Origin of the sequence: Flavobacterium sp. PMTSA4, assembly GCF_032098525.1 — a bacterium.
GTDB lineage: Bacteria > Bacteroidota > Bacteroidia > Flavobacteriales > Flavobacteriaceae > Flavobacterium > Flavobacterium capsici.
On sequence record NZ_CP134890.1, the window covers coordinates 715,855 to 730,176 of the forward strand.

The 14,322-nt window shown below is 31.8% G+C and carries 14 protein-coding genes and 3 tRNA genes; 10 read left to right on the plus strand and 7 right to left on the minus strand.

The features are described 5' to 3' along the window. Positions 1–5 precede the first annotated feature (5 nt). Entirely contained in the window at positions 6–338 is a 333-nt protein-coding gene (locus RN605_RS03405; RefSeq protein ID WP_313322237.1) for a hypothetical protein, read from the plus strand. Positions 339–341: 3 nt separating this feature from the next. Continuing rightward, entirely contained in the window at positions 342–1,004 is a 663-nt protein-coding gene (locus RN605_RS03410) for a hypothetical protein (protein ID WP_313322239.1), read from the plus strand. Between the two features lie 71 nt (positions 1,005–1,075). Here the strand turns inward: RN605_RS03410 and prfA are convergent, their stop codons facing one another. After that, complete coding sequence (gene prfA / locus RN605_RS03415) at positions 1,076–2,149, minus strand: peptide chain release factor 1 (RefSeq protein WP_313322241.1); 1,074 nt, start codon at positions 2,147–2,149, stop codon at positions 1,076–1,078. A gap of 105 nt (positions 2,150–2,254) precedes the next feature. Here prfA and RN605_RS03420 point away from each other — a divergent pair, with 105 nt between their 5' ends. From RN605_RS03420 to RN605_RS03430, 3 genes are all read left to right on the plus strand, one after another. Then, the gene (locus tag RN605_RS03420; RefSeq protein WP_313322243.1) at positions 2,255–2,731 is read left to right on the plus strand and encodes a DUF6265 family protein; all 477 of its coding nucleotides are present in this window, start codon (positions 2,255–2,257) and stop codon (positions 2,729–2,731) included. A 175-nt stretch (positions 2,732–2,906) separates the two neighbouring features. Beyond that, positions 2,907–5,129 (plus strand): TonB-dependent siderophore receptor, encoded by a 2,223-nt coding sequence (locus tag RN605_RS03425; protein ID WP_313322245.1) that lies wholly within the window; start codon positions 2,907–2,909, stop codon positions 5,127–5,129. 2 nt (positions 5,130–5,131) lie between these two features. Then, positions 5,132–5,677: a PepSY-associated TM helix domain-containing protein gene (locus RN605_RS03430; RefSeq protein WP_313322246.1), complete on the plus strand. Its 546-nt coding sequence runs from the start codon at positions 5,132–5,134 to the stop codon at positions 5,675–5,677. A gap of 41 nt (positions 5,678–5,718) precedes the next feature. On the opposite strand, the gene RN605_RS03435 is transcribed toward RN605_RS03430, so the two are convergent. Continuing rightward, positions 5,719–6,081: a DUF983 domain-containing protein gene (locus RN605_RS03435; protein WP_313322247.1), complete on the minus strand. Its 363-nt coding sequence runs from the start codon at positions 6,079–6,081 to the stop codon at positions 5,719–5,721. An 84-nt stretch (positions 6,082–6,165) separates the two neighbouring features. Here RN605_RS03435 and RN605_RS03440 point away from each other — a divergent pair, with 84 nt between their 5' ends. Beyond that, positions 6,166–7,050 carry a helix-turn-helix transcriptional regulator gene (locus tag RN605_RS03440; RefSeq protein WP_313322248.1) on the plus strand — a complete coding sequence of 295 codons (885 nt, stop codon included), beginning with the start codon at positions 6,166–6,168 and terminating at the stop codon, positions 7,048–7,050. Between the two features lie 30 nt (positions 7,051–7,080). Here the strand turns inward: RN605_RS03440 and RN605_RS03445 are convergent, their stop codons facing one another. Then, positions 7,081–8,547 (minus strand): aminoacyl-histidine dipeptidase, encoded by a 1,467-nt coding sequence (locus tag RN605_RS03445; RefSeq protein WP_313322250.1) that lies wholly within the window; start codon positions 8,545–8,547, stop codon positions 7,081–7,083. Between the two features lie 92 nt (positions 8,548–8,639). Here RN605_RS03445 and RN605_RS03450 point away from each other — a divergent pair, with 92 nt between their 5' ends. After that, positions 8,640–9,692 carry a DUF3810 domain-containing protein gene (locus RN605_RS03450; protein WP_313322252.1) on the plus strand — a complete coding sequence of 351 codons (1,053 nt, stop codon included), beginning with the start codon at positions 8,640–8,642 and terminating at the stop codon, positions 9,690–9,692. A gap of 35 nt (positions 9,693–9,727) precedes the next feature. On the opposite strand, the gene RN605_RS03455 is transcribed toward RN605_RS03450, so the two are convergent. The 3 genes from RN605_RS03455 to RN605_RS03465 all read right to left on the minus strand — a co-directional run bounded on the left by RN605_RS03455 (position 9,728) and on the right by RN605_RS03465 (position 9,980). After that, a tRNA-Arg gene (locus RN605_RS03455) sits at positions 9,728–9,801 on the minus strand. Positions 9,802–9,816: 15 nt separating this feature from the next. Continuing rightward, a tRNA-Pro gene (locus RN605_RS03460) sits at positions 9,817–9,891 on the minus strand. 2 nt (positions 9,892–9,893) lie between these two features. Beyond that, positions 9,894–9,980: transfer RNA gene (locus RN605_RS03465), tRNA-Ser, on the minus strand. 249 nt (positions 9,981–10,229) lie between these two features. Here RN605_RS03465 and RN605_RS03470 point away from each other — a divergent pair. From RN605_RS03470 to RN605_RS03480, 3 genes are read left to right on the plus strand one after another with little or no spacing between them, the layout of a single operon-like run. Then, entirely contained in the window at positions 10,230–11,408 is a 1,179-nt protein-coding gene (locus RN605_RS03470) for an acetyl-CoA C-acyltransferase (RefSeq protein WP_313322254.1), read from the plus strand. A gap of 19 nt (positions 11,409–11,427) precedes the next feature. Next, a complete protein-coding gene (locus RN605_RS03475; RefSeq protein WP_313322255.1) occupies positions 11,428–12,189 on the plus strand; it encodes a C40 family peptidase in 762 nt (253 codons plus the stop codon). A 59-nt stretch (positions 12,190–12,248) separates the two neighbouring features. Next, positions 12,249–13,634 carry an alpha-amylase family glycosyl hydrolase gene (locus RN605_RS03480; protein ID WP_313322257.1) on the plus strand — a complete coding sequence of 462 codons (1,386 nt, stop codon included), beginning with the start codon at positions 12,249–12,251 and terminating at the stop codon, positions 13,632–13,634. A gap of 44 nt (positions 13,635–13,678) precedes the next feature. Here the strand turns inward: RN605_RS03480 and RN605_RS03485 are convergent, their stop codons facing one another. Continuing rightward, positions 13,679–14,308 carry a porin family protein gene (locus tag RN605_RS03485; protein WP_313322259.1) on the minus strand — a complete coding sequence of 210 codons (630 nt, stop codon included), beginning with the start codon at positions 14,306–14,308 and terminating at the stop codon, positions 13,679–13,681. Positions 14,309–14,322: the final 14 nt, after the last annotated feature.

A 14,322-nucleotide genomic window follows, 5' to 3' on the forward strand; every position in this document is an offset into this window, starting at 1 on the left:
TTGCTATGAAAAAGATTAATCAAAGTGAATTGTTAGACCAAATGATTTTAGAACTTAGAGAGAAAAGAGATTCTGAATTAATTGACTTAAAAAATCAATATCAGCAATTTGTTCTTAGCGCTAAACCATCGAATATTATCAAACAAAGTATATCAGAGGTTTACAATTCGTCTATTGATAAAGAAACTATAATTAACGCCTTCACAGGATTTATTGGAGGCTATATTTCAAAAAAGTTGTTTGTTGGAAAATCAGATAATTCGTTTAAAGAAGTTTTAGGCAATGTTTTGCAATATTCAATATCAACTTTAATTAACAAATTTTACGAAAAAAAATAAACTATGAAAAAATTACAATTATCGATAATTATCTTATTAATAAGTGTAACATTTTTTTCATGCGAAGATGCCAATGTAAAAGATGCTAAAAACTATGTAGATGACTATGCCGAATTTGTAGATTCAATTAGTGTTGTTTCAATAAAAAATTTACGAGATAATTGGTATAAAATAGAGTCTACTTATTTAGAAAAAAAATTACAAGCGCAAAGTTCAGTAGAAACAATAAGAGACAATCCAAAATTGAAACAAAAGCTAAATGATGCATCCTCAAAATACAATAAATTTAGAACAAATTATAGATTGCAAGTTGACAAACTGGAGGCTATGGAAGAAAAAATAGCTTTCAGAAAAAAATTATTCAACGGAAAGGAAATAAATGATGATTTGAATTTTGATTGGGTTGATAAAACTAATATAGTTACAGTTTATGACAATTTTGTAACCACAGTATCTGATAACAAAAATGGCTATTCAAGAGAAGAATGGGATGAAATTAAAATGCTGTATGAAGCTCTTGATACAAGAAAAAACACAGTAGAAAAAGAAGGCTTAAGCAGTTCTGATAATTTTAAAATAGCAAAGCTAAAATTAAAATTTGCCCCAATGTTTTCGATTTACAGAATGGGAGCAAAATCAGAAGAAAACGCTGAAGCAAAAAAATAAATTGGTTGGTTTTGTTTAGGGTTGGAAGAAAAGCAGCATTCATTTTTTATAATAATGCTGCTTTTTGATTTTTAGAAAACTTCGCTTTCTTTTAATTTTTCCATGTTGTTGACCAACTGAAGTTCATCAACAAATTTTTGAATTTTTCCGTTCATCACACCGTCCATATCAAAAACGTCTAAACCTATTCTGTGATCTGTTACACGACCTTGAGAATAATTATAAGTTCTAATTTTTGCAGAACGGTCACCAGAACTAACTTGAGAAGAACGTTTGGTTGCATCTTCTGCTTGTTTTTTAGCCAATTCTTGTTCGTATAAACGTGAACGCAAAACTTCTAACGCTTTGTCTTTATTTTTATGTTGCGATTTTTGATCTTGACATTGTGCTACCAAACCAGTTGGAATGTGCGTTAAACGAACCGCTGATTTTGTTGTATTCACCGATTGTCCTCCAGGACCAGACGAACAGAAAAAATCAACACGAACATCGTTCATATCAATTTGTACATCAAATTCTTCAGCTTCAGGTAAAACCATAACTGTTGCAGCAGAAGTGTGAACTCTACCTTGAGTTTCTGTTTGTGGCACACGTTGCACACGGTGAACTCCAGCTTCAAACTTTAAAGTTCCATAAACATCTTCGCCTGTAACTTCAAAAATAATTTCTTTAAAACCACCCGATGTTCCTTCATTCATATCAACAACTGAAGTTCTCCATCCGCGAGTTTCACAATATTTAGTATACATTCTAAACAAATCACCCGCAAAAATAGAAGCTTCATCACCACCAGTTCCTGCTCGAATTTCAACCATAACATTTTTGGCATCTTCTGGATCTTTTGGTATCAACATGAACTTGATTTCTTCTTCCAATTGTGGTAAACGTTCTTGCGCTTCGTCTAATTGCATTTTTGCCATTTCAACCATTTCAGCATCACTTCCATCAGCAATTATTTCTTTGGCTTCTTCAATATTTCCTGTAACGTTGATTAATTCTTCGCGCTTTTCCATCAAATCTTTAAGCCCTTTATACTCTTGATTTAACTGAACATATCGTTTCTGATCGGCAATAACATCAGGTTGAATAATCAAATCTGAAATCTCGTCGAAACGCTGTTTTACATATTGCAATCTTTCTAACATAATATAGTATTACTATTTTGGAGTGCAAAAATACAACATTTTGTTTCAAGTTTAAAGTATAGACTTTCAAGTTTTTTTTATACTATTGCAACTTAATATAAATTGATGATGAAAAAATACTTTTATATTTTATTTGCCTTATTAATAGTGGCTTGCAATAAAAATTCAGATAAAAATTTTGAAAAATTAAATGAATTGTCATGGCTTGAAGGAAACTGGGGAAACAAACTTCGTGATGGAAACCTTGTTGAAAATTGGACAAAAGAAAATGATAGCACCTTTACTGCAAAAAGTTATTATATCAAAGGAAAAGACACGCTTCACTTTGAAGATATAAAATTAACACAACGCGAAGAAGATGTTTTTTATATCGCTACCGTAAAAGGTCAAAATAATGACGAACCCGTAGAATTTAAATTAAACCCAAATACCGAAAATGGTTTTTCTTTTGAAAATCCAACTCATGATTATCCTCAAACAATAGAATATAAAAAGCTATCAGACAACCAAATGAGTGCAACTGTTTCTGGAAAAATGGAAGGAAAAGTTAATTCTGATACTTATATTTTAAATAAAAAATAGTTCATACAAACTCAATATTTGAATGCTTACTACTTCTAGTAAGCATTTTTTTTCTTCATATTTTCATGATTATCAAACAAATAAAATTTTTATTTAAATTAAGTCTAAATAAGTTTTGTTGATTCAAATTCCTATAATATATTTGCATCGTTATTTTAAATTATTCTAAATAAACATGAAAAAATATATTTTAGCCTTCGGATTTACTCTATTTCTTAACCAACAATTTAAAGCCCAAGAAACCGCAAAAGCACATTCTGATAATTATGATGAAGCAGCTTTTTTTACAGAAAATGATACTGTAAAAAAATTGACTGAAGTTGTAGTAGGTGGAAAAAGCAATTCAACTAATTCTTCTGTAAACAGAGCTGGTATAAAAACAATTGATTTACCACAAGCCGTTCAGGTAATTGCTTCAGAAATTATTACGCAACAACAATCTGTTCGTTTAAGCGATGTTGTTAAAAATGCAAATGGTGTTTATGTAGGCTCAGCTCGTGGTGGTGCACAAGAATCATTTTGGTCAAGAGGTTATGATATGACATCGAATAACATGTTTAAAAATGGATTTCGTTTTAATGGTGGTTCAATTCCTGAAGTTTCATCATTAGATAAAGTAGAAATTTTAAAAGGAAGTGCAGCACTTTTATATGGAAATGTTGCTCCAGGAGGAATTTTGAATATGGTTACAAAAACACCAAATTTCAAGAAAGGTGGTGAAATCAGTATGCAAGCTGGAAGTTATAGTTTTTACAAACCTTCTGCTGATGTATATGGTGTAATTAATAAAAGTATTGCTTATCGCTTTAATGGTTCTTATGAAAATTCGGAAAGTTTCCGTGATTATGTAACCAAAGAACGTTATTATTTAAATCCTTCTTTTCTTTTTAAATTAAGTAATAAAACAGAAATTATTGCACAGGCAGATTATTTAAATGATGATTGGACACCTGATTTTGGTACAGGTTCGATAGGGAAAGAAATTGCTGATGTACCAAGAAGTACTTATTTAGGAGCAAAATGGTCTGATGGAAATACAAAACAAACAACTGCTTCAGTATTAGTAAATCATGATTTCAATAACAGTTGGAAATTAAATTTTAATTCATCTTTCCAAGATTATAGCAGAATATCTATAGGAACCGAAAGAATTCAACCAGCTGACAATGGTGACTGGAACCGTCCTTATGGAAGACAAAGAGCAGAAGAACAAATTTTAGCTAATCAATTAAGTTTACAAGGAAATTTTAAAACTGGTAAAATCAAACATCAGTTATTTACAGGTGTCGACACTGAAATTTCAAATACTGACGCTTACACTTTCAGATTTTTTGACCCAACAACTGGTAACACAGTTACTGTTTATGATGCTGTAAATATCTTTGATCCTAACTTATACAATTCGTCATTAGACGGACCAATTTTACCTTCTGAAGTTACCAAAATTGTAGAAACTGAAACAAACCGTTTAGGAATTTATGCTCAAGATTTAATTTCTTTTGGCGAAAAATTCAAAGCTTTATTAGGTGTTCGATATTCTTATCAAGAAGCAAAACCTTTAACTCATGATATTGTTAATGATACTGAAACTAGAGAAACGATTAGAAATGACAGAGCTTTTTCTCCAAAAGTTGGATTAGTTTATCAGCCAACAAAATACATTACATTGTTTTCAAGTTATTCTAACTCATTCACTCCAAATACTGGTGTAACAATATACAATGAAGCTGTAAAACCATCTATTATAGACCAATATGAAGTTGGAATTAAAAACGAATTCTTAAAAGGTCAATTATCAACTAACGTTACATTATATCAAATTGTAAATAGTAATTTAGCGCAAATGGCTGAATTTGATGCAAATGGAAACATCAATACCAACAACAATGTTAAAGCATTAAGTGGTGAAACAACGAGCAAAGGAATAGAGCTTGACGTAACTTACAAGCCTATGGAAAGTCTTAATATCATTGCTGGTTATAGTTATAATGATATGCGCTTTACAAAAACTACTGGTGCAACTGGAAGTTTTATTGAAGGTGATCGTTTGGCCAGAACACCACAAAATACAGCAAATTTGAGTTTCTTCTATACAATTCCGAATGGTGTTCTTAAAAACTTATCGATTGGAGCTATTGGAAATTATATTGGTAACAGAATTGCAGGATGGAACAATCAAATAAATCCAAGTTATCCTAACGGAGTTTGGGACAGAGAAATTCCTGTTGACGGCTACACTACTATAGACTTATCATTAGGATACAATTGGAATAAATTTTCATTACTATGTAAACTATCAAATATTACTAATGAGCTAAATTATACTATGCACGAAAATTATAGTGTCAACCCTATTGCCCCAAGACAAATTTTAACTTCGTTACGATATAAATTTTAATTATGAAACAAGCAACCATCAGAAACCTACACCGTGATTTGGGGTATTTCTATATTGGATTAATTATTTCTTTCGCTTTTTCTGGAATATTAATGAACCACAGAGAAATGTGGCATCCCGAAAAATATACTATTGAAACGCAGTCAATTGATGTAAAATTGCCTGAAGAAAATCAAATTAATGATGAATATGCCGAAAACTTTGCTAAAGAATTAGGCATCAAAGATAAGTTTCGTCGTCAAATGGTAAAGAAAGGAAGCTTTAAAATTTCTTTCGAAAAACATGATGTAGAAATTGACATGAAAACAGGTAAAGGTGAAATTGTTTCATTCAATAAAACACCTATTATCAGCCAAGCAATGAAGTTACACAAAAACACTTCAAACTGGTGGATATATTATTCGGATATTTTTGGAATTTCGTTAATTATCATTGCCGTCACTGGAGCATTGATGATTAAAGTTGGTAATAAAACTTTTTCTAAAAGAGGTTGGAAACTGGCAGCAGCTGGTTTACTTGTACCGCTTTTAATACTTTTGTTTGTTTAAAAATTGGTTAACTAAAAAGCTCCGCAATTGCGGAGCTTTTTTTATATAGAATAATTTTTAAATAAATAAATCCAAATCATACGCGATAATCGAATGTTAAAAAACATCAATGATATTATTACAACTGCAATGATTGGAAAAATTCTAATATCAAACGTTTCCTTAAAAAATTGACTCGCAATAAAATATACAATCAATCCTTGTAAAACTGTTAATGCATAATTGATGAACATAGCGCCAAAAAAATAACCTGGTTCTTTTTCGAACTTAAAATTACAACTTTCGCAATGTTGGTGCATTTTTGGAAAACCTAAACTGAAGAAAAAACTTTTGTCAGCAAAAACTTTTCCTTTATGACAATTTGGGCATTCATTTCTAAAAATATGATATAAACTTTTAAACATGTTATTTATTTTTATGCAAATTTATAATGTTTATGGTAATCAAATGTTTAGTATATTCGCTAACTATAGCACAATAAAGACATTTTGAAAAAAGACCCTATTTACAATATTCAGAACTTCTCGACTTCATTTAAAAAAAATGATTTATACATCAATACTTTTAAAAATCATTTAATAAAACACAGTTTTATAGAAAAACCGCATCGTCACAACTTTTATCTTTTGGTTTTATTTACGCACGGAACAGGTCTACATGAAATTGATTTCACCAAATACATCATAAAACCAGGAAGTTTATTTGTGTTACAACCTGGACAAATTCACAATTGGCAATTATCAAATGATATAGAAGGCTACATTTTCTTTTATTCTCAGGAAATTTACAATTTGTATTTTAGAAGTAAAAAAATTGAAGATTACCCTTTTTATTCAACGGTGATGAACCAACCTGAAATTGTTTTTGATGAGGAAGAAATGATGACAATTAAACCTTTTTTTGAGTTAATGATAAAAGAAAGTGTAAAAAATGCATCAAACAAAGAGGATTTACTTTTAAACCTTTTAGATTGTATTCACATAGAAATTTCTAGGAAATATAGTCATAGTTCAAATCATGTTTCACACTTATATAATCACAAAATATATGATTTTGAACAATTTGTAGAACACTTTTATAAGACCGAAAAACTTCCTTCTTTTTATGCTTCAAAAATGAATATTTCTTTAAAACATCTCAATAGAATTTGCAAAGAAACTTTAAATTTAACAAGCACAGAAATGATTACTAATCGTGTGATTTTAGAAGCCAAAAGACTTTTGATAAATCCTTCCTACTCTATAAATCAAGTGGCGGATCAATTAGGGTTTGAAAATTACTCCTATTTTTCACGATTATTCAAAAAACAAACAGAAATGACTCCAAATGAGTTTAGGAATTTTATAAATAACAAAAACCTCGCTCAGAAATAAACGAGGTTTTTATATCGATAGTGCTTTAAATTATTTCTTCAACGGAATATTAGCCAAAATCTCAACTAAAAATTTCCAAAATTTTTGAGAAGATTTAATTGAAGCTCTTTCATCTGGAGAATGCGCACCGTGAATGGTTGGTCCAAACGAAATCATGTCCATACCGGGATAATTAGTTCCTAAAATTCCACATTCCAATCCAGCATGACATGCCACAACTTTTGGTTTTTCTCCATGATTTTGTTTTTCATAAATATTCACTAAAACATCCAATATTTCAGAGTTTACATTTGGTGTCCAACCTGGATAACTTCCAGCAAAAGTAACTTCACAACCAAACAATTCATAAGCAGAACGCAAACTATTAGCCAAATCCATTTTAGAACTTTCTACCGAAGAACGAGTCAAATTTTGAATCGAAATTTCGCCATCTTTCACCACTACTCTAGCAATGTTGTTTGAAGTTTCAACTAAATCTTCCATATCTGGTGACATTCTGTAAACGCCGTTGTGAGCAGCATAAATTGAACGCAACAAACCTTCTTGAACACCTAAATCCATCACTTTATTTGGCAAATCTCTTTTCACGATTTCAATAGTTAATTTAGGTTCCATGGTTTTGTATTCCGTTTTGATATCATTGATGATTTCTTGCATATCAAAAACAAAAGCTTCATCATACATACCAGCAACAATCACTTTTGCAACACTTTCTCTAGGAATAGCATTACGCAAACTTCCACCATTTATTTCCGCAATTTGAAGTCCAAAATTCTCAAATCCGTCAAATAACAAACGGTTCATAATTTTATTAGCGTTACCCAAACCTTTGTGAATATCCATACCGGAATGACCGCCATTTAAACCTTTTACAGTAATGGTATAGCCAACTGAACCTTCAGGTGTTTCTTCTTCATTATAATTACGATTTGCCGTTACATCAATTCCTCCAGCACAACCAATATCTATTTCATCGTCTTCTTCAGTATCTAAATTTAGAAGTATTTCACCTTGCAAAATGCCTCCTTTCAAATTTAAAGCACCGGTCATTCCCGTTTCCTCGTCAATTGTAAACAAAGCATCAATAGCTGGATGTGGAATATCTTTACTTTCTAAAATAGCCATAATTGCCGCAACTCCAAGTCCATTATCGGCGCCAAGTGTTGTTCCTTTAGCACGAACCCAATCACCATCAACATACATTTGAATTCCTTGTGTCAGGAAATCAAAATCAGTATCGTTATTTTTTTGATGCACCATATCCAAATGACCTTGCATGACAATCGTTTTACGATTTTCCATTCCAGGAGTAGCTGGTTTTCGGATAATTACATTTCTTATTTCGTCTTCAAAAGTTTCTAATCCTAAACTTTTTCCAAAGTTTTTCATAAATTCAATAACGCGTTCTTCTTTTTTTGAAGGACGAGGAACTTCGTTTAAATCGGCAAATTTATTCCATAATGCTTTTGGCTCTAAGTTTCTAATTTCTTGACTCATGTAGTATATTTGATTATTAAAAATCCAAAGTTACAAAGTTTATAAGGCATCAAAAAAGTTTTGTGATTATATTTACATTTTAAATTCCGAAATTGAAACGCAAATACATTCTTCCTCTATTTCTTTTAATTCAGATAGTGTTTCTGAAAATAATTGCTTTTTTTCCAGAAACTGTAGAACAATATTATTCCAATGGACTATACGTATTTATTTCTAGCACATTAAGAACTCTTTTTGGAAGCATTCCATTTTCGGTTGGTGATATTTTTTATGGAATCTTGATTTTGTATTGTGTTTATTGGATGTATAAAAACTGGAAAATAAATTGGAAACAAAAAGGTTTGAAAATTTTAAGTTTTCTATCGGTCATTTATTTTTTCTTCCATTTGCTATGGGCAATGAACTATTATAGAGTTCCATTATTTGAAAAAATGAACATCAAAAGAGAATATTCAGATAATGATTTAATAGCATTTACCGAACGACTAATTCAGAAAACCAATGAAATTCAATTTGAAATAACTAAGAATAAAAACAATAAAGTTATAAATCCATATTCTCAAGAAGAAATTTTCATTTCTACCCAAAACGGATATGATAATTTAAATAAACAGTATTCATTTTTCAACTATCAAACTCCTAGCAAAAAGAAATCGTTATTTAGTTTACCATTAACTTATATGGGATTTGGTGGTTATTTGAATCCGTTTACCAATGAAGCCCAAGTCAACTACAAATTACCAATGTATGGATTTCCTGCGGTAGTAACTCACGAAATGGCACATCAAATGGGTTATGGCAGCGAAAGTGAATGCAATTTTATTGGTTTTTTGGCCTGTATTAAAAATAATGATTTGTATTTTCAATATGCAGCATTCAGTAATGCGTTACGTTATTGTTTGGTAAATATTGCCATGAAAAACAATCTTCAATTTGAAAAAATGAAGAAAAAAATTAACAAAGGAGTTTTAGAAAATTACAAAGAAAGTGAAGAATTCTGGAAACAATATGATACTTTCATTGACAAAGGATTTCATCTTTTTTACGACCAATATTTGAAAGCCAATCAACAAAAAGATGGAATTGAAAGCTATAGTAAATTTGTTGATTTATTGATTAACTATTATAAAGACAAAAATCTTTAAACAAAAAAACCACTCAATTGAGTGGTTTTATAATGTGATCTCAGAAGGATTCGAACCTTCGACCTACTGCTTAGAAGGCAGTTGCTCTATCCAGCTGAGCTATGAGACCATAGATTGAAATTTGTCGGGGTGGCAGGATTCGAACCTGCGACCTCCTGCTCCCAAAGCAGGCGCGATAACCGGGCTACGCTACACCCCGAATGGCGGAGAGACAGGGACTCGAACCCTGGCGACGGTTACCCGTCGACAGATTAGCAATCTGCTCCGTTACCACTCCGGCACCTCTCCTATTTTCAATCTTGAATAAGAACTTTTTCTTAAAGCGGTTGCAAATGTACTTTATCATTCTATAATTTACAACTATTTCATTTCTTTTTTTGCACTTTACTTTAATTTAATTTCAAATAACTTCAAATTCAATAAACTAGAATTTATACTTGTATTTTCAAGCCACCCAAAAACATAATAATTTAACGAACAATTCCATATATTACAATAAAAGATTAGTTTTGCAATACAATAAAACTAAACAAAACCATGAATAAAAAAGTTGTAATCGTTTCTGCTGTAAGAACTCCAATAGGAAGCTTTATGGGATCATTATCCTCTGTTTCTGCTACAAAATTAGGTGCTACAGCTATAAAAGGTGCATTAGATAAAATAAACTTAGATCCAAAACTTGTTGACGAAGTATTAATGGGAAATGTAGTTCAGGCTGGAGTTGGTCAAGCTCCTGCTACACAAGCCTCTATTTTTGCTGGAATTCCTGATACAGTTCCTGCAACAACTGTTAATAAAGTTTGTGCTTCGGGAATGAAAGCAGTCATGCAAGGTGCACAAGCTATAATGAGTGGTGATGCTGAAATTATTGTTGCAGGAGGAATGGAAAATATGAGTTTGATTCCTCATTATGTTCATATGCGTAATGGTGTAAAATTTGGACCAACAACCTTGGTTGATGGCATGCAAAAAGATGGGTTGACAGATGCTTATGATAACAACGCTATGGGTGTTTGCGCAGACTTGTGTGCATCAGAATATAATATTTCCAGAGAAGAACAAGATACTTATGCAATTCAATCGTATGAGCGTTCTGCTAAAGCTTGGGCTGAAGGAAAATTTGATAATGAAGTTGTACCAGTTGAAATTCCTCAACGTCGTGGAGAACCAATCATCTTCTCAAAAGATGAAGAATATACTAATGTAAAATTAGATAAAATACCAACTTTAAATGCTGTTTTTACAAAAGATGGAACTGTTACTGCTGCCAATGCCTCGACTATAAATGATGGTGCAGCTGCTTTAGTTTTAATGAGTGAAGAGAAAGCAAACGCTTTAGGACTAAAACCTTTGGCATATATTAAATCTTATGCAGATGCTGCTCAAGAACCAAAATGGTTTACTACTGCTCCAGCAAAAGCATTGCCAAAAGCATTGGACAAAGCAGGAATTTCACTTTCTGATGTAGATTATTTTGAGTTTAATGAAGCTTTTTCAGTTGTTGGTTTAGCCAATGCTAAAATTTTAGGGTTAGATAATACTAAAATCAATGTAAATGGCGGTGCGGTTTCATTGGGTCATCCACTAGGATGTTCGGGAGCAAGAATCATTGTTACTTTAATTAATGTTTTAGAACAGAATAACGCCAAGATTGGTGCAGCTGCAATTTGCAATGGTGGCGGTGGTGCTTCTGCAATTGTTATCGAAAGACCATAAAATTCATAATTGATACTGAATGTTTGCCATTTGTAATCTTGCTATTATTCCTTTAAGAGCTGAACCTAGTGACAGAAGCGAAATTGTTTCTCAAGTCTTATTTGGGGAACATTTTGAAATTTTGGAACAGCAAAAACAATGGGCTAAAATCAAATTGCATTTTGATGACTACGAAGGTTGGGTAGATTCAAAACAATACCAAGTTATTTCAGAAAAAAACTTTAATGATTTATCAAAAGATGGTATTATTTTAAATTCTGATTTGGTAGAATATGTCACCAATACTAAGAATACTTTAATACCCATTCCATTGGGTGCTTCGTTGTCTTTTTTGAATCATGACGATATTAATATTGAAAATTTTGAATTTGAAGGATTGCGAGTAAGCGGTATAAAACCTAAGTCAGAAATTGTTAAAACATCTTTCATGTACTTGAATGCTCCTTATCTTTGGGGTGGAAAAACACCTTTTGGTATTGATTGCTCTGGTTTTACACAAATGGTTTATAAACTGAATGGTTACAACTTACTGCGTGATGCTTCGCAACAAGCCACACAAGGCGAAGCTTTAAGTTTTATTGAAGAAAGCGAACCTGGTGATTTGGCTTTTTTTGATAACGAAGAAGGCAACATCATACACGTTGGTATCATGATGGAAAACAATTATATCATTCACGCTAGCGGTAAAGTTAGAATTGACCGCTTAGACCATTTAGGGATTTACAACGCAGAACAAAACAGACATACACACCGATTGAGAGTAATAAAGAAGATAATATAAACCGAAACTTTTGTTTCGGTTTTTTTTATTACATTTAGTTCACTAAAAGCCAAACTATTATGAAACCAATTACCTTCTACTCTATTTTCTTTTTATCTATAGTATTTTCAAGCTGCATCAAAGACAAAAAAGAAGCAAACAACGATTCAAGATACCAACCCAAAGAATTTGTAGAACTAAAACACCCTGATTGGAGTAAAAACGCTACAATTTATGAAGTGAATGTGCGCCAATTTACACCCGAAGGAACATTTAAAGCTTTTGAAAGTCATTTACCAAGAATTAAAAACATGGGAATTGACATCATTTGGTTGATGCCAATTCACCCAATTGGTGTTGAGAAAAGAAAAGGAACATTGGGAAGTTACTACTCGGTGAAAGATTATTATGGTATCAATCCTGAGTTTGGAACCAAAGAAGATTTTAAACATTTGATTGACAAAATTCACAGTATGGGAATGTATGTCATTGTAGATTGGGTTGCCAATCATTCATCTTGGGATAATCCGTTGGCAAAAGAACATCCAGAATGGTATACCAAAACCGAAGACGGAAATTTTCAACCAACACCTTGGTATGATTGGGATGATGTGATTGACTTTGATTATGAACAACCAGGTATTCGAAAATACATGACCGAAGCTTTAGTGTATTGGGTAAAAGATTTTAACATCGATGGCTATCGATGTGATACCGCAGGTTTTTTGCCAACTGATTTTTGGGATAATGCTCGTGCAGAAATGGATGCTGTAAAACCTGTTTTTATGCTTGCTGAATGGGAATCGAAAGATTTGCTAAAAAATGCGTTTGACATGACGTATTCTTGGACACTTTGGGATAAGATGACTGCGGTAACTCGTGACAAAAAAAGTATTGCCAGTCTGGTAGAATATATGGCTCACGATGTAAGCACATTTCCTCGCGATGGTTACCGAATGACTTTTACCGACAATCATGATAAAAATTCATGGGAAGGAAATATGGTTACTAATTTTGGTGACGGATTGGAAGCTTCTATGGTTTTGTGTGGTACGGTTAACGGAATGCCTTTGGTTTATGGCGGACAAGAAGCTGGATTAAACCGTTCGTTGAAGTTTTTTGATAAAGATTTGATTGATTGGAGTAAAATGCCTTATGAAAATTTATATAAAAAAATATTTGACTTAAAACATCAAAATCAAGCGCTTTGGAATGGAAAAGAAGGTGGCGTTATGGTTAGAATATTTAATGATAAATTAGACCAAGTAATTTCTTTTTCGCGTACAAAAGATAATGACAAAGTGGTTACCATCATCAATTATAGTGATAAACCAACTACTGTAAAGCTAAATTCTAAAAATCAAAAAGGAACCTACACTGAACTATTTTCGGAAGAGAAAATTACTTTGAATGGCGACGATGTTTTTGAACTGAAGCCTTGGCAATATTATGTTTTAGTAAAATAAAAAAAAGTCCCGGATTCGGGACTTTTTTTATTATTTGCAGTAAGCTACTTAAGCAAAAAATTAACTCCAAAATTAAAACTTCCTCTACTATTGGTTACTGCCGAGTAGTCGTAATTGTTTTGGTATTTTAAAATATCTGTAAATCCACCTTGACCTTCAAACTCAAAGAATAGTTTAACTTTATCAGAAACCGGTATTTTTACACCAACTCCAAACGCCAATCCAAAATCTGTATTATTAAAAAAATCTGTAACATCATTATTAAACCTAGCATCTTTTGCATTTAAAAGAAAACCAACATATGGACCAAAATTCAAATACCAGTTTCTTGTGTTTCCAAAATGCCAATTTGCCATAACTGGCACTGTAAGATAGTTTAGATTATAATCTGTAGCATATTGATTTCCGCTATTAGCATCATAGTATACATCATTATTCCATCCTTTTTGATCATAAATTAATTTTGTTTTTATACTCCAAGTATTAGACAAATAAAAATCTAATGAACCACCAATGTTAAAACCATTACCAGAATCGGATGTATTTCGAGAATCTGAAACGCTTGAACTGTTATATCCAATGTTAAATCCAGCTTCTATATCACCTTTCTTTTGGGCTACCATGTTTAGAGAAAGCCCAAATGCTACTAAAACAAAACAAGCAATTTTCTTCATATCTATTATTTTAT

Bases quoted from the DNA above. Each gene is read 5' to 3' on its own strand.
- RN605_RS03420 (WP_313322243.1), top strand. From the start codon at position 2,255: ATGATGAAAAAATACTTTTATATTTTATTTGCCTTATTAATAGTGGCT.
- RN605_RS03475 (WP_313322255.1), top strand. From the start codon at position 11,428: ATGTTTGCCATTTGTAATCTTGCTATTATTCCTTTAAGAGCTGAACCT.
- RN605_RS03435 (WP_313322247.1), bottom strand. From the start codon at position 6,081: ATGTTTAAAAGTTTATATCATATTTTTAGAAATGAATGCCCAAATTGT.
- RN605_RS03410 (WP_313322239.1), top strand. From the start codon at position 342: ATGAAAAAATTACAATTATCGATAATTATCTTATTAATAAGTGTAACA.
- RN605_RS03405 (WP_313322237.1), top strand. From the start codon at position 6: ATGAAAAAGATTAATCAAAGTGAATTGTTAGACCAAATGATTTTAGAA.
- RN605_RS03485 (WP_313322259.1), bottom strand. From the start codon at position 14,308: ATGAAGAAAATTGCTTGTTTTGTTTTAGTAGCATTTGGGCTTTCTCTA.
- RN605_RS03480 (WP_313322257.1), top strand. From the start codon at position 12,249: ATGAAACCAATTACCTTCTACTCTATTTTCTTTTTATCTATAGTATTT.
- RN605_RS03425 (WP_313322245.1), top strand. From the start codon at position 2,907: ATGAAAAAATATATTTTAGCCTTCGGATTTACTCTATTTCTTAACCAA.
- prfA (WP_313322241.1), bottom strand. From the start codon at position 2,149: ATGTTAGAAAGATTGCAATATGTAAAACAGCGTTTCGACGAGATTTCA.
- RN605_RS03430 (WP_313322246.1), top strand. From the start codon at position 5,132: ATGAAACAAGCAACCATCAGAAACCTACACCGTGATTTGGGGTATTTC.
- RN605_RS03470 (WP_313322254.1), top strand. From the start codon at position 10,230: ATGAATAAAAAAGTTGTAATCGTTTCTGCTGTAAGAACTCCAATAGGA.
- RN605_RS03445 (WP_313322250.1), bottom strand. From the start codon at position 8,547: ATGAGTCAAGAAATTAGAAACTTAGAGCCAAAAGCATTATGGAATAAA.